This window comes from Paracoccus luteus (assembly GCF_004522155.1).
Lineage (GTDB): Bacteria > Pseudomonadota > Alphaproteobacteria > Rhodobacterales > Rhodobacteraceae > Paracoccus > Paracoccus luteus.
This window is the reverse complement of sequence record NZ_SDEA01000005.1, coordinates 107,459-129,963: the sequence shown is the minus strand read 5'-3', so window position 1 is coordinate 129,963 and position 22,505 is coordinate 107,459. Positions and strand designations below refer to the sequence as shown.

Annotated in this window: 23 protein-coding genes and 1 tRNA gene; 16 read left to right on the top strand and 8 right to left on the bottom strand. The window is 70.9% G+C overall.

Translation table 11 applies throughout. The features are described 5' to 3' along the window. Positions 1–41: 41 nt before the first annotated feature. From hisB to EPA64_RS08785, 3 genes are all read right to left on the bottom strand, one after another. The gene (hisB, locus tag EPA64_RS08795) at positions 42–629 is read right to left on the bottom strand and encodes an imidazoleglycerol-phosphate dehydratase HisB (protein ID WP_134725881.1); all 588 of its coding nucleotides are present in this window, start codon (positions 627–629) and stop codon (positions 42–44) included. A gap of 63 nt (positions 630–692) precedes the next feature. Further along, the gene (locus tag EPA64_RS08790; RefSeq protein WP_246026683.1) at positions 693–1,733 is read right to left on the bottom strand and encodes a hypothetical protein; all 1,041 of its coding nucleotides are present in this window, start codon (positions 1,731–1,733) and stop codon (positions 693–695) included. Between the two features lie 502 nt (positions 1,734–2,235). Then, positions 2,236–2,319: transfer RNA gene (locus EPA64_RS08785), tRNA-Tyr, on the bottom strand. Positions 2,320–2,446: 127 nt separating this feature from the next. Between EPA64_RS08785 and rlmB the strand changes: the two genes are divergently transcribed. From rlmB to groL, 5 genes are all read left to right on the top strand, one after another. Continuing rightward, positions 2,447–3,265 (top strand): 23S rRNA (guanosine(2251)-2'-O)-methyltransferase RlmB, encoded by an 819-nt coding sequence (rlmB, locus tag EPA64_RS08780; RefSeq protein WP_134725880.1) that lies wholly within the window; start codon positions 2,447–2,449, stop codon positions 3,263–3,265. Positions 3,266–3,375: 110 nt separating this feature from the next. After that, entirely contained in the window at positions 3,376–3,828 is a 453-nt protein-coding gene (locus EPA64_RS08775; protein WP_246026682.1) for a YHS domain-containing (seleno)protein, read from the top strand. A 183-nt stretch (positions 3,829–4,011) separates the two neighbouring features. After that, positions 4,012–4,434 carry a CoA-binding protein gene (locus tag EPA64_RS08770; protein ID WP_134725879.1) on the top strand — a complete coding sequence of 141 codons (423 nt, stop codon included), beginning with the start codon at positions 4,012–4,014 and terminating at the stop codon, positions 4,432–4,434. A gap of 145 nt (positions 4,435–4,579) precedes the next feature. Further along, a complete protein-coding gene (locus EPA64_RS08765) occupies positions 4,580–4,867 on the top strand; it encodes a co-chaperone GroES (RefSeq protein WP_134725878.1) in 288 nt (95 codons plus the stop codon). Positions 4,868–4,912: 45 nt separating this feature from the next. Further along, the gene (gene groL, locus EPA64_RS08760) at positions 4,913–6,562 is read left to right on the top strand and encodes a chaperonin GroEL (protein WP_134725877.1); all 1,650 of its coding nucleotides are present in this window, start codon (positions 4,913–4,915) and stop codon (positions 6,560–6,562) included. A gap of 152 nt (positions 6,563–6,714) precedes the next feature. Here groL and yddG read toward each other — a convergent pair whose 3' ends face one another. After that, the gene (gene yddG / locus EPA64_RS08755; protein WP_134725876.1) at positions 6,715–7,605 is read right to left on the bottom strand and encodes an aromatic amino acid exporter YddG; all 891 of its coding nucleotides are present in this window, start codon (positions 7,603–7,605) and stop codon (positions 6,715–6,717) included. Positions 7,606–7,831: 226 nt separating this feature from the next. On the opposite strand from yddG, the gene EPA64_RS08750 reads away from it, so the two are divergent. Both EPA64_RS08750 and grxD read left to right on the top strand, forming a co-directional pair. Beyond that, positions 7,832–8,074, top strand: a complete 243-nt coding sequence (locus EPA64_RS08750) for a BolA/IbaG family iron-sulfur metabolism protein (protein ID WP_134725875.1) — start codon at positions 7,832–7,834, stop codon at positions 8,072–8,074. Between the two features lie 44 nt (positions 8,075–8,118). Beyond that, positions 8,119–8,478, top strand: coding sequence for a Grx4 family monothiol glutaredoxin (grxD, locus tag EPA64_RS08745; RefSeq protein ID WP_134725874.1), 360 nt, complete (start codon positions 8,119–8,121; stop codon positions 8,476–8,478). Between the two features lie 54 nt (positions 8,479–8,532). Here the strand turns inward: grxD and EPA64_RS08740 are convergent, their stop codons facing one another. Further along, positions 8,533–9,213 (bottom strand): phage holin family protein, encoded by a 681-nt coding sequence (locus tag EPA64_RS08740; RefSeq protein ID WP_134725873.1) that lies wholly within the window; start codon positions 9,211–9,213, stop codon positions 8,533–8,535. 4 nt (positions 9,214–9,217) lie between these two features. Next, complete coding sequence (locus EPA64_RS08735; RefSeq protein WP_134725872.1) at positions 9,218–9,622, bottom strand: ElaB/YgaM/YqjD family protein; 405 nt, start codon at positions 9,620–9,622, stop codon at positions 9,218–9,220. Positions 9,623–9,962: 340 nt separating this feature from the next. Between EPA64_RS08735 and EPA64_RS08730 the strand changes: the two genes are divergently transcribed. From EPA64_RS08730 to EPA64_RS08705, 6 genes are read left to right on the top strand one after another with little or no spacing between them, the layout of a single operon-like run. Next, the gene (locus EPA64_RS08730) at positions 9,963–12,014 is read left to right on the top strand and encodes a TonB-dependent siderophore receptor (protein WP_134725871.1); all 2,052 of its coding nucleotides are present in this window, start codon (positions 9,963–9,965) and stop codon (positions 12,012–12,014) included. A gap of 2 nt (positions 12,015–12,016) precedes the next feature. Further along, entirely contained in the window at positions 12,017–13,225 is a 1,209-nt protein-coding gene (locus tag EPA64_RS08725; protein ID WP_134725870.1) for an MFS transporter, read from the top strand. After that, a complete protein-coding gene (locus EPA64_RS08720) occupies positions 13,222–14,238 on the top strand; it encodes a siderophore-interacting protein (protein WP_134725869.1) in 1,017 nt (338 codons plus the stop codon). Before EPA64_RS08725 ends, EPA64_RS08720 begins: the two co-directional genes overlap by 4 nt. A gap of 30 nt (positions 14,239–14,268) precedes the next feature. After that, a complete protein-coding gene (gene exbB, locus EPA64_RS08715; RefSeq protein WP_246026681.1) occupies positions 14,269–15,033 on the top strand; it encodes a tonB-system energizer ExbB in 765 nt (254 codons plus the stop codon). Beyond that, positions 15,033–15,452, top strand: a complete 420-nt coding sequence (gene exbD / locus EPA64_RS08710; RefSeq protein ID WP_134725868.1) for a TonB system transport protein ExbD — start codon at positions 15,033–15,035, stop codon at positions 15,450–15,452. The genes exbB and exbD overlap by 1 nt, the downstream gene beginning before the upstream one ends. Continuing rightward, the gene (locus tag EPA64_RS08705) at positions 15,449–16,450 is read left to right on the top strand and encodes a TonB C-terminal domain-containing protein (protein ID WP_134725867.1); all 1,002 of its coding nucleotides are present in this window, start codon (positions 15,449–15,451) and stop codon (positions 16,448–16,450) included. Before exbD ends, EPA64_RS08705 begins: the two co-directional genes overlap by 4 nt. Positions 16,451–16,688: 238 nt before the next feature. On the opposite strand, the gene proB is transcribed toward EPA64_RS08705, so the two are convergent. Then, positions 16,689–17,807 (bottom strand): glutamate 5-kinase, encoded by a 1,119-nt coding sequence (proB, locus tag EPA64_RS08700; RefSeq protein ID WP_134725866.1) that lies wholly within the window; start codon positions 17,805–17,807, stop codon positions 16,689–16,691. After that, positions 17,795–18,823: a GTPase ObgE gene (gene obgE, locus EPA64_RS08695; RefSeq protein ID WP_134725865.1), complete on the bottom strand. Its 1,029-nt coding sequence runs from the start codon at positions 18,821–18,823 to the stop codon at positions 17,795–17,797. The genes proB and obgE overlap by 13 nt, the downstream gene beginning before the upstream one ends. 131 nt (positions 18,824–18,954) lie before the next feature. Here obgE and EPA64_RS08690 point away from each other — a divergent pair, with 131 nt between their 5' ends. The 3 genes from EPA64_RS08690 to eno all read left to right on the top strand — a co-directional run bounded on the left by EPA64_RS08690 (position 18,955) and on the right by eno (position 22,472). Next, the gene (locus EPA64_RS08690) at positions 18,955–20,379 is read left to right on the top strand and encodes a protein adenylyltransferase SelO (protein WP_134725864.1); all 1,425 of its coding nucleotides are present in this window, start codon (positions 18,955–18,957) and stop codon (positions 20,377–20,379) included. 52 nt (positions 20,380–20,431) lie between these two features. Next, complete coding sequence (locus tag EPA64_RS08685) at positions 20,432–21,133, top strand: endonuclease/exonuclease/phosphatase family protein (RefSeq protein WP_134725863.1); 702 nt, start codon at positions 20,432–20,434, stop codon at positions 21,131–21,133. 61 nt (positions 21,134–21,194) lie between these two features. Then, complete coding sequence (gene eno, locus EPA64_RS08680; RefSeq protein ID WP_134725862.1) at positions 21,195–22,472, top strand: phosphopyruvate hydratase; 1,278 nt, start codon at positions 21,195–21,197, stop codon at positions 22,470–22,472. Positions 22,473–22,505: the final 33 nt, after the last annotated feature.

The window sequence follows — 22,505 nt, the reverse complement described above, 5'->3', positions numbered from 1 at the left end:
CGACCTCGCGCAAGCCGCCGGCCGGCCACTGTTCGTCCGCCCTAAAGCGCGCCCTTGGTCGAGGGCAGCGCGTCGCCCAGCCGAGGGTCCGGCTCGACCGCTTCGCGCAGGGCGCGGGCGACGGCCTTGAACGCCGCCTCGGCGATGTGGTGGCTGTTGAACCCGCGCAGCCGGTCCACGTGCAGGGTGATGCCGCCGTGGACCGACAGGGCCTGGAAGAACTCGCGCACCAACTGGGTGTCGAAGCTGCCGATCGTGGCGGTGGGGAAATCGACATCCCACGCCAGAAACGGCCGCCCCGACAGGTCCAGCGCGGCGCGCACCAGCGTGTCGTCCATCGCCAGGTGACAGCTGCCATAGCGGCGGATGCCGCGCTTGTCGCCCAGTGCCGCGCGCAGCGCCTGCCCCAGCGCGATGCCGCAATCCTCGACCGTGTGGTGGTCGTCGATATGGCGGTCGCCGGTCGCCGCCAGGTCGATGTCGATCAACGAATGGCGGCCCAGCTGGTCGATCATGTGATCGAAGAACCCCACGCCGGTGCGGCTTTGGTGCGTGCCGGTGCCGTCCAGGTCCACCGAAACGGTGATGTCGGTCTCAGTGGTGGTGCGGGTGATCGTGGCGCGGCGCATGGCGGACCTTTCAGTGGCGTGCCCCTGACTAGCCCGACGCGGGGGCGCAGGGCAACGCGGCTGTCAGGCCAGCCACAGATCCTCTTGCCGCAGGCGGTGGCGGATCGCCTGTTCGCGCGGGGGGACGGGCTCGCCCGCGAACATCGGCGCGATGCGGCGCCGCCCGATGCCGTCGCGGATCAGCCGCGCGGGCGCCCAGCCGTCCAGCAGCGGCGCGATCTGCGGCAGCGCGGCGATGGCCTCGATCTCGTCCACCGCGGCGGCGGGACCGCGCGCATACAGCAGCGGCAGGTTGCGGTAATGCGTCGTGACCGCCCCGTCCATCCCGGCCAGTTCCGGCCCCGGACGCCCGCCCCCCAGGCTGTGGATGACCAGCGGCAGGACGATCTGGTCCAGCCACGGGTCCAGCGACTGGCTGGCCAGCGCGTCGCCGGGTTCGTCGCGCACGGCGACCGCCCAGTCCGTGAAGCGGCGGCCGAACGGACCCGCGTCGGCGCCGATGAACCAGCCCGCGTTGAAATAAAGATGCCGTTCCCAGTGGTCCACGGGCTGCGCCGGGTCCAGCGACCCCGCCATGTCCAGCCCGAACCGGCGATAAAGCGCGTCCCAGATCGCGGCCATGTCGGGGCCGTAAAGCGGCGGCGCGGGCCAGGTGAACTCTCGCCGCATCGAGGCGGTGGGGCGGGCAAAGTCGAACGGCACCGCGTCGATGTCGCCCGTCACCACGGTGTCGCTGTCCAGGAACAGGAACGGGCGGCCGGGGTCCGGCAGGGCCAGCGCCTCGATCTTGTTGCCGTGGGGATAGCTGCGGCCGAAATGATGCGCGTGCAGGGGGCGGATGTCGGCGCCCATGTCGGTCAGGGCCGCGCGCGCGGCGCCGGACATGCGGGGGTCGGCACCTTCCCACGCGCCCGAGGGCTGCGGTTCGGCCACGATCAACCGGCCGCGGAAACCGGGCGCGTTGCGGCGCAGGCTGGCCGTCAGCATCGCCGCCTCGCGGTCGATGCCGCCGCCCTGCGCCACGATCAGGATGTCGAATTGAGGGGAAAGGGCGCGCGGGCGGGGAATGTCACCGGGCGGCTGGGGGGCGGAGCCATCCGCCACGCCGGCGGTCACTGCGGTCGCCGCAGAGTGTGGGGGTTTGGAGGGCTGGGCTGGATTCGCAGCCTTCGCCCGCTCGGCAGCCTTTGCGGTCTTTGCAGCCTCTGCCGTCTTTGCAGCCTTTTCCGGCTTGGCAACCTTTGCTGTCTTTGCAGCCTTCGCCGTCTTTGCAGCCTTTACAGCGTCGGCCGGTTTGGCAGCCTCGGCTGACCCGGCAGCCTTCTCCCCCGCAACGTTCGTTGACGCGACGCCCGGCGTTTCGCCGCCGCTCGATGCGTCCGCCCGCCTGGCCTCTCGCCGCGCGGCGCGTTCCGCTTCGCGCGCGGCCCGCTTGCCCTCGCGCTCGGCGATGCGGGCGGCGCGGCGGGCCTCTCGGTCCAGCGATGCGGCGGCGGGTTGCGAGGTGTCGGCGGTGCCGCCTGCGGGCGGTCTGGGCGCTTTCGTCACGGATGGGCCTTTGTGCTGCGGGTGACATTCCCGCGTCCCGCACCGCTGAAAAGCGGGGTGGTGGGCGACCCTGGAATCGAACCAGGCATGGGTCTCCCCGGCGGAGTTACAGTCCGCTGCCGCACCTTGCAGCACGTCGCCCGACGCCGGGGGTGATTAGCCGCGCCCCGTGCAGGGGTCAAGCGGGAATCGGGGGCCAAGCGCCTGCAATTCCGGCTTGCAGCGCGCCGCCCCCGCGCGCAGACAGAACCACCCATGCCGGAGCCACGATGACCCAGCCGCCCCGCCCCGCGAAAACGAAAAAGCCCACCTGGGTGATCGACAAGGAACGCGCGCGCCGCGCCGCCGCGGCGGAAACCGTGTGGCTGTTCGGGCTGCACGCCGTCCGCGACGCGCTGGCGAACCCGGCGCGCCAGCGTCTGCGCCTTGTCCTGACCCGCAACGCCGCCGACCGGCTGGGCGAGGCCGTGGCGGCATCGGGGATGGCGCCCGAAATCGTGGACGCCCGCACATTCGACCGCGCCGCGCCGCTGGCCCCCGACAGCGTCCATCAGGGCGCCGCGCTTGAGGTCAAGCCGCTGGCCTGGGGATCGCTTGCCGATGTGGCCGCCGCCGGCGCGGGCGGCGCGCGGCCGCTGGTCGTGGCGCTGGACCGCGTGACCGATCCGCACAACGTCGGCGCGATCCTGCGTTCGGCCGAGGTGTTCGGCGCGCGCGCGGTCGTGGCCACCGCCCGCCACGCCGCCCCCGAAACCGGGGCGCTGGCCAAGACCGCGTCGGGCGCGCTGGAACGCCAGCCCTATCTGCGGGTCACCAACCTTGCCGACGCGCTGACCGAGCTGAAAGCGATGGGCTATGTCGTCCTCGGCCTCGACGGCACCGGAGAGGCGACCCTGCCCGAGGCGCTGGAGACGCTGGGCAGCCGCGCCATCTGCCTGGTGCTGGGGGCCGAGGGGCCGGGCCTGCGCGAAAAGACGCTGGACACCTGCGACCGCGTGGTCCGCATCCCCTTTGCGGCAGGGTTCGGATCGCTGAACGTGTCGAACGCGGCCGCGGTCGCGCTGTATGCGGCCAGCCTGAACCGCTGATCCCCCTGCCGCGCCGCACTGTGGCGCGGCCGCCGCACGAACCGTCACATCGGCGCGAGAGGGCGCGCGACGGCGTTGCGCGCGCGCCGGGCGGGTGCCACATCGGGTTGATGCCACGCCCCGCCACGCCATCCCTGCCCCACACGCTGCGCCGCCTGCCTGCCGCCCTGCTGGCGGCCGGGCTGGCGCTGGCGACGCCGGCGGCGGCGCAGCATGCCGCATTGAACGGCATCGACGCGGTCAGTCTGCGCGACAGCGGCCGCGCGGTCGGCGGGCGCCCCGACATCGTCACCCACTGGCGCGGCGCAAGCTGGCATTTCGCCAACGAGACGAACCGCCAGACCTTTGAATCCAACCCCCGCGCCTATGCCCCGGCGATGGGCGGGCTGTGCGCCGTCTCGCTGGCCGACGGCCGCAAGGAACCGGGCGATCCCGCGCAGTTCGTCGTGGTGGGGCAGCGGATCTATCTGACACGCGATGCGGCCGCCCGCGCCGCCATGCGGGCCGATCCCGAAGGCATCGTGGCCCGCGCGACCGACGCGTGGAAGCGGCTGGGCCGCTGAACCGGCGCGGCACGGCCTTTGCGATCACATTGGCGCGACAGCACTGGAACTTAGGGGCGGCGATGCGCATTTGTGTGGGGAACATGACCACGGAACGGTCGTGTTCAGATCACTGTCCCTCGTTCCGCGACTTGCGCCCGGCCCCGTGCCGGGCGCTTTTTACTGCAGCGACAGGAGACCGCCATGACTGACGACATCGCCCGCATCGTGCGCGAGACGAAGACCATCGCCGTGGTCGGGCTGTCGCCCAAGCCGGAACGGCCCAGCCACGGCGTCGCGCGGTTCCTGCAGGCCAGCGGCTATCGCATCGTGCCGGTCAACCCCGGCCATGCCGGCCAGACCATCCTGGGCGAGCCGGTCTATGCCACCCTGTCCGACATCCCGTCCGACATTCAGGTGGACATGGTGGACGTGTTCCGCCAGTCCCACGCCGTTCCCGCCATCGTGGACGAGGCGATGGCGGCGCTGCCGGGCCTGCGGACCATCTGGACCCAGATCGGCGTGCGCCATGAGGGCGCCGCGGCCAAGGCGCGCGGGGCCGGGCTGACGGTGGTCCAGGACCGCTGCCCCAAGATCGATTTCCCGGCCCATCTGCGCCGTCGCTGAGCGGCTGCCGCAAAGCGGAAACCGTGCCCGAACATGCCCCCGCCCGTGTTGACAGGCGCTGCCGTCCACCCTAGATGGGCGCCATTGGCACTCATGGTTGTCGAGTGCCAACAGCAGACACTGCAACCTGAAACGGAGTGTTTCGATGGCTTTCACCCCTCTTCATGACCGCGTCCTGGTGCGCCGCGTCCAGTCGGACGAAAAGACCAAGGGCGGCCTGATCATCCCCGACAGCGCCAAGGAAAAGCCCGCCGAAGGCGAGATCGTTTCCGTGGGCCAAGGCGCGCGCAAGGATTCGGGCGAACTGATCGCCCCGTCCGTCAAGGCCGGCGACCGCATCCTGTTCGGCAAGTGGTCGGGCACCGAGGTCACGCTGGACGGCGAAGAACTGCTGATCATGAAGGAAAGCGACATCCTCGGGATCATCGGCTGATCCCTCGCAGGTTTCGCTTTCAACCAACTGAAAAGGAATAGATGAATGGCTGGCAAGGAAGTCAAGTTCAGCACGGACGCCCGTGACCGCATGCTCAAGGGCGTCAACATCCTGGCCGATGCGGTCAAGGTGACGCTGGGCCCCAAGGGCCGCAACGTGGTCATCGACAAGTCGTTCGGCGCCCCCCGCATCACCAAGGACGGCGTCACCGTCGCCAAGGAAATCGAGCTGACCGACAAGTTCGAGAACATGGGTGCCCAGATGGTCCGCGAAGTCGCCTCGCGCACCAACGACGAGGCCGGTGACGGCACCACCACCGCGACCGTGCTGGCGCAGGCCATCGTGAAAGAGGGCATGAAGGCGGTCGCCGCCGGCATGAACCCGATGGACCTGAAGCGCGGCATCGACATGGCCACCGCCAAGGTCGTTGAATCGATCAAGTCGGCCTCGCGTCCCGTGTCCGACACCGCCGAAGTGGCGCAGGTCGGCACCATCTCGGCCAACGGCGAGGCCTTCATCGGCCAGCAGATCGCCGAGGCGATGCAGAAGGTCGGCAACGAGGGTGTCATCACCGTCGAAGAAAACAAGGGGATGGAGACCGAGGTCGAAGTCGTCGAAGGCATGCAGTTCGACCGCGGCTATCTGTCGTCCTATTTCGTGACCAATCCCGAGAAGATGGTCGCCGAGATGGAAGACGCGTACATCCTGCTGCACGAGAAGAAGCTGTCGTCGCTGCAGCCGATGGTCCCGCTGCTGGAAGGCGTGATCCAGACCGGCAAGCCGCTGCTGATCGTCGCCGAGGACGTCGAGGGCGAGGCGCTGGCCACGCTGGTGGTCAACCGTCTGCGCGGCGGCCTGAAGGTCGCGGCCGTCAAGGCGCCGGGCTTTGGCGATCGCCGCAAGGCGATGCTGCAGGACATCGCGATCCTGACCGGCGGTCAGGTCATCAGCGAAGACCTGGGCATGAAGCTGGAGAACGTCGGCATCGACATGCTGGGCCGCGCCAAGAAAGTGTCGATCAGCAAGGACAACACCACCATCGTCGATGGCGCCGGTGAAAAGGCCGAGATCGAGGCCCGCGTGTCGCAGATCCGTCAGCAGGTCGAGGAAACCACCTCGGACTATGACAAGGAAAAGCTGCAGGAACGCGTTGCCAAGCTGGCCGGCGGCGTCGCCGTCATCCGCGTCGGCGGCATGACCGAGATCGAGGTGAAAGAGCGCAAGGACCGCGTTGATGACGCCCTGAACGCGACCCGTGCGGCCGTCCAGGAAGGCATCGTCGTCGGTGGCGGCGTGGCCCTGGTGCAGGGTGCCAAGGCGCTGGAAGGCCTGGATGGTGCGAACGCCGACCAGAACGCCGGCATCGCCATCGTGCGCCGCGCGCTCGAGGCGCCGATGCGCCAGATCGCGGAAAACGCGGGCGTTGACGGCGCGGTTGTCGCCGGCAAGGTGCGCGAATCCGACGACAAGACCTTCGGCTTCAACGCGCAGACCGAGGAATATGGCGACATGTTCAAGTTCGGCGTGATCGACCCGGCCAAGGTCGTGCGCACCGCGCTGGAAGACGCAGCCTCGGTCGCGGGCCTGCTGATCACCACCGAGGCGATGGTCGCCGAAAAGCCCGAACCCAAAGGCGCCGCTGGCGGCATGGGCGGCGGCGGCATGGGCGGCATGGGCGGCATGGACATGATGTGATCCATCCGCTGCCATCCAGGCAGAGGACCGAAGGGCGCCCCGCGGGGCGCCCTTTTTCGTTGGTGGGTGGGGGCGTTGCTGGCGGATGCGGACCAAGGATCGTCATGTGCCCGCAGCGGACGCACGGCCCGCACCCTGCACCCGCCTGACCGTCAGCCCCGCCCGCCCGACGCCGCGACCAGCGCGCCGCCGGCGATCAGCACCGCGGCCAGGATCAGGGCGGCGCCGCCGCTGGCCAAGCCCGCCGCGATCAGGGCCAGCGTGGACAGCACCGGCGCGGCATAGGCGGCGGTTCCCAGCAGCTGGATGTTGCCGCGCTTGACGCCCACGTCCCACAGGGCGAAGGCCGCGCCGACCGGGCCAAGCCCCAGCGCCAGCACGGCCAGCCAGCCCGCCGCACCGACGGGCCACAGAGTCGGCTCGACCAGCGGATGCAGGGCCGCCGACAGCGCGGCGGTGGCCAGGCAGTTGACGGCGACCGCCTCGGTCGGGACGCCCGCCATCCGGCGCGAGCCGAGGGAATAGACCGCCCAGACCAGCGCGCAGGATGCGGCCAGCGCGTATCCGGTCAGCGGCGCGGGCGCGGCGTCGGCGCCGCCCCCCCGCGCAAGCACGATGGCGGCGGCGCCGGCGAATGCCATGACCGCGCCCGCGACGTGGCGGCCGCTCAGGCGTTCCCCCGGCAGCAGCCCCGACAGCAGCACGATCAGCAGCGGCCACAGATAGGCGATCAGTCCGGCCTGCGCGGGCGGGGCCAGCCGCAGCGCGGTGAAATACAACGCATGATAGCCGAACAGCCCCAGCGTGCCAAAGGCATAGCTGCGAAACGGCACGGCGCGCAGCACGCCCAGCCGGCCCCGCCATGCCGCCACCGCCAGCAGCAGGCCGCCGCCGACGGCAAAGCCCAGCGCCGACAACAGGAACGGCGGCACGGGCGCGGTCAGCACCGTCGTCAGCGCCAAGAGCGACCACAGCGCCACCGCGCCGCATCCGGTCAGGGTGGCGCGGCGTGGGTCGTGGGTCGTGGTCGTGGTCGTGGTCATCGGACATTCCCCGGGGCGGCGGCGCGTGACGCTGGCCGGTCGGGGCCGTGACGTCAAGCGCATGCGGCCCCGCGCCCGCCCCTGCAGTCCGCCCTTCCAGCCCCGCCCTTGGAAGCCCTCCCCATGCGCCACCACCCCCGCCCTTGCCGCGTCGCCTTCGCACCCCCACCCTTGCAGCCCCGCGGCGCGCAGCCTACATCATGCCCACGCAACGAGGAGACCGGACATGGCGATGGAAGCCCACGAGATCGAGGCATTGATCCGCTCGGCCTTTCCGGATGCCGGGATCACCATCACCGACTTGGCCGGCGACGGGAACCACTTTGCAGCCGAAGTCGTGGACGAAAGCTTTCGCGGGCAGAACCGCGTCCAGCAGCAGCGCGCCGTCTATGCCGCGCTGCAGGGCCGGATGGACGGCCCCGCCGGGGCGCTGCACGCGCTGGCCCTGACCACCAAGGCCCCCGACTGAGCGCAACTCTCTTTGGCCGCAGGATGCCACGCGAGGATAACCAGATGACGATACGCGACCAGATTCAGGAAACCATCGACGCCAACGACGTCGTGTTGTTCATGAAGGGCACGCGCGACGTGCCGCAATGCGGGTTCTCCAGCCGCGTCGCCGGGGTGCTGAACTATATGGGCATCGCCTTCCGGGACGTGAACGTGCTGTCCAGCGACGAGATGCGGCAGGGCATCAAGGATTTCTCGGACTGGCCGACGGTGCCGCAGCTTTACGTCAAGGGCGAGTTCGTGGGCGGGTGCGACATCGTGACCGAAATGACCCTGTCGGGCGAACTGGACCAGCTGCTGGACCGCGCCGGTGTGACCTTCGACAAGGAAGCCGCCGACAAGATCCGCGAAGCCAACGCCTGAACCCCGGCAGGGGACCGCGTTGAAAAAGGGCCGCTTTCGCGGCCCTTTTGCATGTCAGTAGAGATCGTCGCGATCCAGGTGATCGTCGCTGTAGGACCACTGGTCGTCCTCGTCGTCGTCGTCCCGCCAGGACCGGATGCGGGACGCCAGCGCGATACCGACGGCAAAGGCGCCCAGCAGCGGCGGGATCGTGGCCGCGTTCGAGTGCTTGACCTTCTCGACCGTCTGCCTGGCCTGCGCCACCACCTCGGGGGTCAGCCCGACGCTGCGGGCGGCATGATCGGCCGCGTTGCGGGTCAGGCCCTGCACCTTGGCCTCGGCTTCCCCGGCGAACTGGCTGGCCTTGTAGGACACGGTATCGACAAGGCCGTGGACCTTGTTTTCCACCGTATCCACGACCTCGGTCGCCTTGATCCGGGCCTTTTCCAGCGCCGCGTCGGTGGCCAGGCTGACCCGCGTCTCGACCTCGGCGCGCAGCTCGTCCGTGGACGGGATCGGGTGCTTGACCTTTTTCGCCATCATGATGACGACGACCCCGGCGATGACGAACAGCAGGCCGACGGCCAGTGACGCCCCCAGCGGACCCCAGTCGAGGGTGTCCGCCAGGAAGGTCCACAGCGCGGCGATCAGGAACCCTGCGCCGATGGCGATCACGACGCCGGCGGCGGCCTGCATGGCCGTCCGCCGCGCCACGTCGCCTAGCGCGAGCTGCATGTTGCGCGCATAGTCGAACATGGGATCAGCGACGCGCGAGGATCAGGCCGACAAGAAAGCCGACACCGGCGGCGATCCCCAGCGCCTGCGCGGGCTTGCGCCGCACCATGTCCGACATCTCGTCGTAATAGTCGCTGGCGTGCGCCGCCATCTCGCCGGCGCGGCGCTCGCCCTCGCGATACAGGCGGTCGGCCTCGCTGCGGGCACGGTCGGCGTATTCGGCGCCCTTCTCCTTGGCGGTCGCCACGAACTCCTCGCCGCGTTCGCGGGCGGTCGCGGCGATGTCGGACGCCGAATGCTTGATCTTGTCGACGGTGTCGCTGGCCGCCTGCTTGGCGTCCTTTGCCATCGACTGCGCGGTGTCCTTGGCGTCGTTGGCTGCGTCGTTCACGTCTTTCTTCAGGTCGTTGGTGGAATAGTCGGTGGCCATGTGCCCATCCTTTCGACAGCAAGCTTCTGTTATGGGGTCAGAACGGCCAGCCGCGCCGATTGTTCCAGCACGCGGGAAACATTAGCCGAAGTTCAGGGCGGACATGCCGCCGCTGCATTGTTGACAGAACTAGTATGGCGTTTTATCCGGTTCCTCACCGCGCCAGCCTTAAGCCAGCGTTCCGCATGACCGCTCGCCCCAGGACGCCACATGGCCCGTGCCCCGCTGATGCCATCCGGTGCCGCCCCCTTGCGGGCGCGGACCGGCCGCGCGCCGGGCCTGGGCCGGGCGGCGGGTGATCCGGTCCGCGTCATCGCAGCCCTTCAGCGCCGGACTCCCCATGCGCCTTGACCTGACCGCCCTGCTGCTTGCCAGCGCCGCCCTGCCCGCCGCCGCGCAGGACAGACCCCATGTGCTGCCCGAAATCACGCTTGAGGCGGAAAGCGACGAGACGCTGACCCAGTCGGGCTATGTCGCCACGATCTCGCGCCAGGCGACGCGGCTGGACACGCCGGTGGCCGAGATCCCGCAGGCGATCAGCATCGTCACCCAGGACCAGATCGAGGATCAGCGCCCCCGCACCCTGAACGAGACGCTGGGCTATACCGCCAGCGCCAACCCCAACAACTATGGCTATGACACGCGCTTTGACGCCTTTACGCTGCGCGGCTTCCCGGCGTTCTATAACGGCGTCTTTCGCGACGGGCTGCGCGTCTATAATGCCCCCACCGCGATCTGGAAGACCGAGCCTTACGGCACCGAGGGCATCGCCATCCTGAAAGGCCCGGCGTCGTCGCTGTATGGCGTCAGCGGGCCGGGCGGCATCGTCAACATCGTGACCAAGCGCCCCAAGGACCAGCCCTTCCGCGAGATCGAGGCGACGACCGGGGCCAACGACCGCGCCCAGATCGCCGCCGACTGGTCCGGCCCGCTAAGGGACGACCGGCTCAGCTATCGCCTGACGGGGCTGGTGCGGAAATCCGGGACCGATCTGCCCGGCTATGACGACGACAAGACCTATCTTGCCCCGGCGCTGCGGTTCGACGACGGCACGACGCGCGTCACCCTGCTGGCCGAATGGTCGCGGTCGGTGACCGGCGGGACGGCCGCGTTCTATAACCCCGCCTACGGCGTCGTCTCGGATCTTTACGAGGGCGACCCCGAATACAACGACTTCCGCCAGGACCAGTGGCGTCTGGGGTATGAGGTCGAGCATCGCCTGTCGGGCAGCCTGACCCTGCGCCACAGCGCGCGCGTCAGCCAGGTGGACGTGGATCTGGAATACAGCGGCCATTACCCGGCCGGCGCGGGGCTGGCGCGATACTGGGGCCATTACCTGGAAAAGGTCGACAGCGCGACGGCGGACACCGCGCTGCAATGGAACGGCGCGACCGGCCCGGTCGATCACGAGCTGCTGGCCGGCATCGACCTGACCCGCGCCGAGTATCGGGCGCACAGCCTGATCGGCTATGTCTCGGCGGCGGATACGGCGGCGGGGGACGTGCCCTTTTCGGACGCGCAGGAAACGACGCAGGCGGGCATCTATCTGCACGACCAGATGTCGTTCGGGAACTGGAACGCCTTTGCCAGCCTGCGGTTCGACAAGGTGGACACCGATTCGACCGCCGCCGACGGCAGCGTCGAGGCGACGGAGGACAGCGGCCGTTCCGGCCGGCTGGGCGTCAGCTATCGCTGGGACAGCGGGCTGGTCGCCTATGCCAATGTCTCGACGTCGTTCGCGCCGAACCTGGGCCTGGTCTATGACGACGTCACCAGCGACATCGGCCGCCCCGCCCGCCCGACCCGCGCCACCCAGCGCGAGGTGGGGCTGAAATACGCCCCCGAGGGCGGAAACCTGCTGCTGACCGCGTCGGTGTTCGACATCGACCAGCGCGACGGCGTGGTGCTGGACGCAAGCTCGGGCCGCAACCGGCAGCGCCAGCTGGACCTGAACAGCCGCGGGGTCGAACTTGAGGCGATGGCCAACTGGGACAACGGCCTGGGCATGATCGCCAGCTGGACCCACCAGCGCCTGAAGATCGAGGAAGGCGCCGCCGGCACCGTCGGGCACGAGCTGTCGGGCACCCCCAACGACATCCTGTCGCTGTGGGGGAAATACGACATCCGTCAGGGCAGCCTTGCCGGGCTGGGGCTGGGCGCGGGCATCCGCCATGTCGGGGAAAGCTATGGCGACGACCGGAACACGCTGACGAACGATGCCCGCACCTTCGTCGATCTGCAGGTCAGCTATGACGTGCCGCAGGCGCCCGGCGTGCAGATGCAGATGAACGTCAAGAACGCCTTCGACCGGCAGGAAGACATCTGCACTGCCGGCTATTGCTATCGTGACGAGGGCCGGGTCTGGACCGCCAGCCTGCGGCGGCGGTTCTGACGATGGGCGCGGACCGGCAACTGCCCCTGCTGGCGGGGTTCTGGGCGGCCTATGCGGCGCAAAGCGTCATTGGCGGCCTGACCTGGGGCGGCCTGCCGGCGGTGCTGCGCGACAGCGGCCTGCCACTGGACCGGATCGGCCTGCTGTCGCTGCTGATCGCGCCCTGGGCGCTGAAGTTCCTGTGGTCGCCCCGGGTCGAGGCGCGCCGCCTGCCCCCCGGCGGCCGCGTGCGGACGGGCCGGATCGTCCTGATGGGCGGGGCGGTGGCGGTCGCGGGGCTTGCCGGGGTCGCGCTGACCGGGCTGGTCCCGCTGCTGCCGGTGCTGGCGCTGCTGATGGTGGTCGCGATCGCCACCGCGACGGTGGACATCGCGGTCGACGGCCATGCCGTGCGCGCGCTGGCGGCGCGGCGGCTGGGCTGGGGCAACGCGGCACAGGTCGGCGGGGCCTATGCGGGCGCCGCCATCGGCGGGGGGCTGTTCGTCGTGCTGGTCGCAAGCTGGGGCTGGACGGCCGCGACGCTGGTCATGGCCGCGCTGGTCGCCCTGCTGCTTGCAGGCTTTGCCGCTGTCGCGCGCGACGACGCGCCCGTGCCCGCCAGCGCGCCGCGCCCCAGCCTGCGCGCGGCGCTCGCGCGCCCCGAGATCCGGCACGGCCTGCTGCTGACCGCAGGCTTTGTCGTCGCGCAAAAGGCCGCGATGGGGATGCTGGCCCCCTATCTGATCGACCTGGGCGTGCCGCTGGCGCGCGTGGGCCTGCTGGGCGGGCTGTCCAGCCTGACGCTGGGGGTCGCGGGCGCGGTCGTAGGCGGCTGGATGGTCCGCGCGATGGGGACCGGCCCGGCGCTGCGCGCGGCGCTGGCGCTGCAGGCGGTCGCCATGACGTTGCTGGCGCTGCCCGTGCTGGGGATCGCGCTGCCCTTGTCCGTCAGCGTGGCCACCGCGCTGGCCGCCGGATCGTTCGTGCTGTCCATCGGCTTTACCGCGCTTTTCGCGCAGATCATGGCATGGGCCGACCCGGCGCAGGGCGGCGTGGATTTCACGCTGTTCCAGTGCCTGGACGCCGCCATCAGCATGGTCCTGGGCGTCGCCGCGGGGCTGGTCGCCGAACACGCGGGCTTTGGCGCGCTGTTCGTCCTGTGCGCGGGGCTTGCCGCGGTCATGGCCGTCACCCTGCCCGCCAGCCGCCAACCCGACAGGGCCGCCGCATGAGGACCGATCCCCTGCCCCCCTTTCAGGCCGAGGCCGAGATCGCCGTCGATTTCGCCGGCCTCGACGCGCTGTTCCGCCATCTGGCGGACGATCACGGCCTGACGCTGCGGTCCGGTCACGGCCGGTCCACCTGGGTCACCGTGGGCGAGGGCGAGTTCGGCGCCCGCCAGCGCGGCGCGGCGACGACGCTTTACGCCCGGGCCCACAGCGCCGACTGGCTGTTCACCCTGCAAGAGGCCGCGGCCGCCCATCTGGCCGACCATGCGCCCGACGCGGTCGGCCTGCGCTGGACCGGGCCCGCGCAGGCGGGTGCGCTGCCGCCGAACTTCAGCCTGGGGCGCGTGGCGTCGGTCGAACGCGTCAGTGCGCAGTTCGTGCGGATGCGGGTGCAGGGCGACGGGCTGGACCGGCTGGCCCGCGACATGATCCATTTCCGCATGGTGCTGCCGTCGGGCGACGGCGCGACCGAATGGCCGCGGCTGTCGGGCACGGGCCAGACGATCTGGCCGCAGCCCCTGCACCGCCCCGCCTATACGATCCGCGCCATCGACCTCGCGGCGGGCTGGCTGGAAACCGACGTCTTCGTCCACGAGGGCGGGCGCGTCTGCGCCTTTGCCCAGGCGGCGGCCCCCGGCACGGTCGTCGGGCTGATCGGGCCGGGCGGCGGCGGCATCCCGCTGGACGACCGGCTGCTGATCGGGGGCGACGAGACGGCCTATCCGGCGCTGGCCCGGATCATCGCGGCGCAAGGCCCCGGCGCGCGCATCGCCTGCCACCTGCTGGGCGCCAGCGCGGATTACCCGCTGCCCGACCACCCCGGCCTGACCCTGCACCACCACCCGCGGGGCGAGGACGATCTGGCGCGCCTGCTGGTGGCCGAGGCGCCCGACGCGGGGCAGTTCTGGCTTGCCACTGAAAAATCGCGGCTGCAGCCCTTGCGGCAGGCGGTCCTGACCTCTCTTGGCGTGCCCAAGACCCGCGCCCATCTGGCCGCCTACTGGAACGCGGCCTGAACCCTGACGAACATGGAAATGCAGAAGACAATGACCCTATTCCGACCCATCGCCCTGTCCCTGCCGCTGGTCCTTGCGGCCGCCGCCGCCTCGGCGCAGGACATCGCCCGTCCCCTGCCCCACGATCTGTCGCCGCTTGGCATGTTCCAGGCCGCCGACGTGGTGGTCAAAGGGGTGATGCTGGGGCTGATCGCGGCATCGGTCATCACCTGGACGGTGCTGCTGGTCAAGGCGGTCGAGATCTGGCTGTCTGACCGCGCGGCCGGGCGCAGCGCGCGCCGCGTCGCCACCGCGCCCACGCTGGGCGCGGCGGTCGCGGCGTCGGGCCGCAGCCGCGACCCGGTCAGCCACATGCTGCGCCTGGCCGATGCGGAACGCCGCCGGTCCGCGCCGGCGCCCGCCGCGCCCGAGGGGCTGAAAACCCGCATCTCGTCGCATCTTGCGGGGGTCGTGGGCCGGGCGGGGCGGCAGGCGGGGGTGGGCACGGGCATCCTTGCCACCATCGGATCGACCGCGCCCTTCGTCGGACTGTTCGGCACCGTCTGGGGGATCATGAACAGCTTTATCGGCATTTCCGAGTCGCAGACGACCAACCTGGCCGTCGTCGCCCCCGGCATCGCCGAGGCGCTGCTGGCGACCGCGCTGGGGCTGGTCGCCGCGATCCCGGCGGTGGTCATCTACAACGGCCTGGCCCGCGCGATCACCGGCTATCGGCTGAAGCTGGCGGACGCTGCGGCGGCGGTCGAGCGGCTGGTCAGCCGCGACCTGGACCGGCAAGCCGCGGGGGCGGTGTGATGGCGGGCGGCCTGCACGACGGCGACGATCTGCACGAACAGCACGAAATCAACGTCACCCCGTTCATCGACGTGATGCTGGTGCTGCTGATCATCTTCATGGTCGCGGCGCCGCTGGCGACGGTGGACATCCAGGTCAACCTGCCGGTCGCGGCCGGCGCGGCCTCGCCCCGCCCGGACGAGCCGGTGTGGCTGACCGTCTCGCCCGACCTGACGCTGGCGCTTGGCGCCGATCCGGTGGCACCCGACGCCCTAGGCCCCGCGCTGGACGCGGCGACGGGGGGCGACCGCGAGGCGCGGATCTATCTGCGCGCGGACCGCAGCGTCAGCTATGGCGACGTGATCGGCGTCTTGAACCAGGTCCGTGATACCGGCTTCACCCGCATCGCGCTGGTCGGGCTGGACGGTGGCGCACCATGAGCCGGGCGGGCTTTCTGGGCCGTTCGACCATCTGGTTCGCGGCCGCGTTCGCGGTCTGCGCGGCCCATGTGGCGGCGGCGCAGTTCCTGCTGGTGAACGTGGCCGCCGCGCCCCGGAGCCTTCCGCCCGAGCCGGTGATGATCGAGTTGTCGGCCGAGCCGACGCCCCCCGAGGCGGCCAGCCCGGAAACCGACAGCGAGGCGGCCGAGGCCGCGCAACCCGCCGAGGCGCCGGCCGAGGCCCCGCCGCCCGAGCCTGAGCCCGAGGTGGCCGAGGCCGCCCCCGTCGAGGAACCGGTCGAGCCGCCAGCCGAGGAGCGCCCGCCCGAGGTAGCCGAACCCGAGCTGCCGCCCCTGCCCACCCTGCCCCCGGTGCAGGATCTGGCAGACCTGCTGCCCCAACCCGCAGAGCCGCCGCCGGATTTCGCGGTGCCGGATTTCGCCGCCCTGCCGCCGGTCGGCGACTTCGCCACGCTGGTCCCGCCCGAGACGCAGCCCCTGACCACCTCGCGCAGGCCAGCCCCGCGGCCCCAGCGTGAACCCCCGCCCGAGCCGGAAGTAAAGCAGGCGCAGCCCGAAAAGCCGCGGCGCGAGCGGACGCCCGCGCGTGAGCCGCGGAAAGAACCGGCCGAGCGGCAGCAGGCCAGATCGGCCGAACCGCGCGCGGCCGCCAGCACCCGCCAGTCGCAGGCCGCGGCCACGGCCGGGCAAAAGGCGCCCAGCCGGGCACAGATGCAAAGCTGGCAGTCGCAGGTGGGCGCGCGCATCTCGCGCCACATGGCGCGCACCCGCCTGTCAGGGGGCGGCGGCGCGGCGCGGGTGCAGGTGTCCGTCACCATCGGCCCGAACGGCGCGGCCACCGCCCGGCTGGTCAGCTCGACCGGCGACGCCCGCGCCGACGCCGCGCTGGCCCGGCAGGCCGCCCGCCTGCCAAAGATGCCGGCCCCGCCCGGCGGCAAGGGGCAGTCCTTCGTGCAGCCGATCCGGGTCGAGTTCTAGGGTTGGACGTCCGCGTCGGCGCGCGTCGCCGTCCCCCGCGCGACAGGCTGCCCGGCGTTCCGCGCTGCGGCCGCTGCGCGCGCGGGGTGTGGTGAACGGTCGCTGTCCGGCTTCTTGATGTTGCCTTCATTTCGGCCCGCGGTTGGCCGACACCCGCCGGTTGCGGTGGGGGGGACGGGACGGATCAGGCAGCGGAGCGATTCCCGATCCCCGCCGCCGGCACCCCGATCCGGCGCTGTCAGCGCCCCACGGCCATGTCGTCGCGGTGGACCAGCGCGCTGCGGCGGTCGTGGCCAAGGATCGCGCCGATCTCGTCGCTGCGGCGGCCCGCGATCTGCTGGGCCTCGGTCGAATCATAGCGGGTCAGGCCCTGCGCCAGCGCCGCCCCCTGCGGGCCGCGGATCGTCACCGGGTCGCCGCGGTGAAAGACGCCGGCGATGCCCGTGACACCCGCCGGCAGCAGCGAACGCCCCGCGGCCAGCGCGGCGGCGGCGCCCGCGTCGATCACCACCTCGCCCCGCGGCTTCATCGCGGCGATCCAGCGCTTGCGCGCCGCCCGCGGGTCGCTTTCCGGCAGGAACCACGTCACTTGCGCGCCACCCGCCACCGCCGACAACGGCCGCAGGACCGATCCTTCGGCAATCGCCATCGCGCAGCCGCCGCCGATGGCGGTGCGGGCGGCCATCAGCTTGGTCTTCATGCCCCCCTTGCTGAGGCCGCTGACCGGGTCGCCGCCCATCGCCTCGATCTCGGGGGTGAGGCGGTCGATCACCGGCAGGTGGCGGGCGTCCGGGTCGGTCTTGGGGTTGGCGGTGTAAAGCCCGTCCACGTCGGACAGCAGAGCCAGCTGGTCGGCCCCGCAGGTGACGGCGATGGCTGCCGCCAACCGGTCGTTGTCGCCAAAGCGGATCTCGTCGGTGGCGACGGTGTCGTTCTCGTTCACGATGGGCACGACGCCAAGGCCCAGCAGCGTCTCCATCGTCGCGCGGCTGTTGAGGTAGCGGCGGCGGTTCTCGGTATCCTCGAGCGTGACCAGCACCTGCGCGGTGGTGACGCCGTGGGGGGCCAGCATCTCCTCGTAGGCGCGGGCCAGGCGGATCTGGCCCACGGCGGCGGCGGCCTGCGACTGTTCCAGCGTCAGCGTGCCCGCGGGCAGCGCCAGCACCCGCCGCCCCAGCGCGATGGACCCGGAGCTGACCAGCACCACATCGGCGCCGCGCCGCCGCCAGTCGGCCACGTCGGCGCAAAGCCCGCGCAGCCAGTCGTCGCGCAGCCCGTCGGGGCCGACCAGCAGCGCGCTGCCGATCTTGACGACCAGCCGGCGCGCGGCCGCGATGTCGGGGGTCAGGGCTGCCACGGCGCGGGGTTTTCCACCTTGCGCACGCGGGTCGGCGCGACCTTTTCCCAGACTGCGCGCAGCACCTCGGTCACGCCGGTTCGGGCGACGCCCGACATGACCATGACCGGCGCGCCCAGCTCGGCCTCAAGCGCGGCGCGGCGTTCGGCCAGCATCTCGGGCGTCAGGGCGTCGATCTTGTTCAGGACGGTGATGCGGGGCTTGTCGGCCAGCACGGCGGAATAGGCCGCAAGCTCGGTCAGGATGGTGCGGGCGTCGGCGGCGACGTCCTCGGCCGTGCCATCGACCAGATGCAGCAGCACGTTCGACCGTTCGACATGGCCCAGGAACTGGTCGCCGAGACCCCTGCCCTCGCTTGCCCCCTCGATCAGCCCCGGAATGTCGGCCATGACGAATTCATGCCCGTCGATGCCGACGACGCCCAGGTTCGGGACCAGCGTGGTGAAGGGATAATCCGCGATCTTGGGCCGGGCGTTCGACACCGCCGCAAGGAAGGTGGACTTGCCCGCGTTGGGCAGCCCGACCAGCCCCGCGTCGGCGATCAGCTTAAGCCGCAGCCACAGCGTCCGTTCGACCCCCGGCAGGCCGGGGTTGGCGTGGCGCGGCGCGCGGTTGGTCGAGGATTTGAAGTGCAGGTTGCCAAAGCCGCCGTTGCCGCCCTTGGCCAGCAGGACGCGCTGTCCCGCCTCGGTCAGGTCGGCGATCACCGTCTCCTGATCCTCGTCCAGGATCTCGGTCCCGGCCGGCACCTTCAGCACGATGTCATCGCCCGACGCGCCGGTCATCTGGCTGCCCATGCCGTGCTGGCCGGATTTCGCGAAGAAATGCTGCTGATAGCGGAAATCGATCAGCGTGTTCAGCCCGTCCACCGCCTCGGCCCAGACATCGCCGCCGCGGCCGCCGTCGCCGCCGTCGGGACCGCCGTATTCGATGAACTTCTCGCGCCGGAACGACACCGACCCCGCGCCCCCGCCGCCCGAGCGGATATAGACCTTGGCTAGATCGAGGAACTTCATGGCACTCTCCGCGCAGCAAGGGGCAGGGATACGCGCGCGCGGCCCGCGCCGCAAGCGGGCTGGTCGTTGCGGAAGGTCATCGCTGGCGCGCGGGTCTTTCATTTGCCGCCGCCCTTCCCCACATCGCTGTGATGACCCAAAGCCACGCCCCCATCGCCTTCGACAATTCCTATGCCCGGCTCGGGCCGGGGTTCTTTGCCCGCACCGCGCCCACGCCGGTCGCCCAGCCGGGGCGGATCGCGCTGAACCGGCCGCTGGCCGAACGGCTGGGGCTGGACGCGGACTGGCTGGACAGCGACGCCGGGCTGGCGATGCTGGCGGGCAACGCGTCGCCGCAGGGCGCCGACCCCATTGCGCAGGCCTATGCCGGCCACCAGTTCGGTGGCCTGTCGCCCCAGCTGGGCGACGGGCGCGCCGTGCTGCTGGGCGAGGTCGTGGCACCCGACGGGGCGCGCTTCGACATTCAGCTGAAGGGTTCGGGACCGACGCCGTTTTCGCGCCGCGGCGATGGGCGGGCGTGGCTGGGGCCGGTGCTGCGCGAATACGCGGTCAGCGAGTTCATGGCCGCCGCCGGCGTGCCCACGACCCGCGCGCTGGCCGCCGTCACGACGGGCGAGCCGGTGTGGCGCGAAACCGCCCTGCCCGGCGCGGTGCTGACGCGGGTCGCGTCCAGCCACATCCGCGTCGGCACCTTCGAATATTTTGCCATCCGCGGCGACATCGACCGGCTGCGGACGCTCGCCGACCATGTGATCGCCCGCCATTATCCCGATGCGGGCGACGCGCTGGGGATGCTGCGCGGCGTCATCGCCCGTCAGGCCGAGACGGTCGCGCAATGGATGGCGCTGGGATTCATCCACGGGGTCATGAACACCGACAACATGGCCGTCAGCGGCGAGACCATCGACTATGGCCCCTGCGCCTTCATGGATGCCTATCATCCCGACACCGTGTTTTCGTCCATCGACCGGGGCGGGCGCTATGCCTGGGCCGAACAGCCGCAGGTGGCGGTCTGGAACCTGGCGCAGCTGGCAAGCTGCCTGATCCCGCTGATGGGCGATGACACGGACCGCGCGGTGGCGCAGGCGACCGAGGCGGTCCACGGATTCCCGGCGCTGTATCAGGCCGCGTGGCTGCGCCGCTTCGCGGCCAAGCTGGGGCTGGCGAACCCGCGCTCTGACGACCGGGCGCTGGTGGAACGGCTGCTGACGATCATGGCGAACGCGCGCGCCGATTTCACCCGCACGTTCCGCGGGCTGGCCACGGGCGAGGCCGCGGCCGGGTTCACCGACCCCGCGCCTTATCGCGCGTGGGAACGCGACTGGCAGGCCCGCAGGCCCGACCTTGCCGTCGCGGCCGCCGCGAACCCCGCCCGCATCCCGCGCAACCACCGCATCCAGGCGGCCATCGACGCGGGCGTGACCGGCGATTTCACCCCGTTCCACCGGCTTGTCGCCGCGACCGGCGCGCCCTTTGACGACCGGGCCGACTGGCGCGACCTGTCGCAGCCCCCCGGCGACGGCGAGGCGGTCCGCGTCACCTATTGCGGCACCTGAGCGCGGCTGCCCGGACTGGAAACGCGGGCGCAGCCGTGGCAGCAATCACCCCATGACCCCGACCCGAACCCTGCGCGTCGCCAGCTATAACCTGCACAAGTGCCGCGGCATGACCGGGCCGCACGCGCCCGAACGCAACCTGCAGGTCATCGCCGATCTGGGCGCCGATATCGTGGCCCTGCAAGAGGTCGATTTCCGCTTCGGCGCCCGCCCCGAGGCGCTGCCCCGGCGGCTGATCCAGGACATGACCGGCATGGTCCCCGCGCCGCATCTGACGACCAGCGAACAGTCGCTGGGCTGGCACGGCCAGACCATCCTGCTGCGCCCCGACCTGGCCGAGGGCGCGACCGTCCGCCGCCTGCCCCTGCCGGGGATCGAGCCGCGGGGCGCGCTGGCGCTGCGGCTGGCGGAGCTGACGGTGGTGGTGGTCCATCTGGGGCTTGCCCGATCCTCGCGCCGCGCGCAGCTGGCGCGGCTGGCGGCCAAGGTGGCGCGCATCGGCGGCAACCGATTTGTCCTGACCGGCGATTTCAACGAATGGCGCGACGAGCGCGGGCTCGAATCACTGTCGGGGCTTGAGGTGCTGGCGCCGGGGCCAAGCTGGCCCGCGCCGTTCCCGCAGCTGCGCTATGACCGGATTGCCCTGTCGGCGGGGATCGAGGTCACCGACAGCGGCGTCCACGACAGCCCGCTGGCGCGGCGCGCGTCCGATCACCTGCCGATCTGGGCGGATATAGCGCTATCAGCGCCCTGACCGGGTTCCCCCCTGCCCGCCGCGGGGCTATGACGCAGCAACCTTCGGCAAAGGAGCCCCCATGACCGCCATCATCGACATCTTCGCGCGCGAAATCCTGGACAGCCGTGGCAACCCCACCGTCGAGGTCGACGTCACGCTGGAGGACGGCACGATGGGCCGCGCCGCCGTGCCGTCCGGCGCATCGACCGGCGCGCATGAGGCCGTCGAGAAACGCGACGGCGACAAGGGCCGCTATCTGGGCAAGGGCGTGCTGGACGCCGTCGCGGCCGTCAACGGCGAACTGGCCGAGGCGCTGATCGGCGAGGACGTGACCGAACAGCTGGCCATCGACGGCATGATGATCGAACTGGACGGCACCCCGAACAAGAGCCGGCTGGGCGCGAACGCGATCCTTGGCATCTCGCTGGCCGTGGCCAAGGCCGCGGCGGACGCGACCAGCCAGCCGCTTTACCGTTACGTCGGCGGCACCGGCGCGCGGCTGCTGCCGGTTCCGATGATGAACATCATCAACGGCGGCGAGCACGCCGACAACCCCATCGACATCCAGGAGTTCATGATCATGCCGGTCGCCGCGGAAAACATCCGCGACGCGATCCGCATGGGCTCCGAGGTGTTCCACACGCTGAAAAAGGAACTGTCGTCCGCCGGTCTGGCGACCGGCGTGGGCGACGAGGGCGGGTTTGCCCCGAACCTCTCGTCCTCGCGCGATGCGCTGGATTTCATCCTGCGGTCCATCGAGAAGGCAGGCTACAAGCCCGGCGACGACATCATGCTGGCGCTGGATTGCGCCTCGACCGAATATTTCAAGGGCGGCAAGTATGAGATGACGGGCGAGGGCAAGTCGCTGACCCCGGCCGAGAATGTCGATTACCTCGCCGCGCTGTGCGCCGACTATCCGATCCTGTCGATCGAGGATGGCTGCGCCGAGGACGACTGGGACGGATGGAAGCTGCTGACTGACCGCCTGGGCGGCTCGGTCCAGCTGGTCGGCGACGATCTGTTCGTGACCAACCCCGAACGGCTGGCCGAAGGCATCGCGCGCGGCTGCGCCAACAGCCTGCTGGTCAAGGTCAACCAGATCGGCACGCTGTCGGAAACGCTGGATGCCGTGCGCATGGCCGACCGCGCCGGTTATACCAGCGTGATGTCGCACCGCTCGGGCGAGACCGAGGACGCGACCATCGCCGACCTGGCCGTCGCCACCAATTGCGGGCAGATCAAGACGGGATCGCTTGCGCGCTCGGACCGGCTGGCGAAATACAACCAGCTGATCCGCATCGAGGAGATGCTGGGCGCGACGGCCGAATACGCCGGGCGTTCCATCCTGCGCGGCTGATCGCGCGCGCGCCGTCGCACCCGGGGGCTGCCG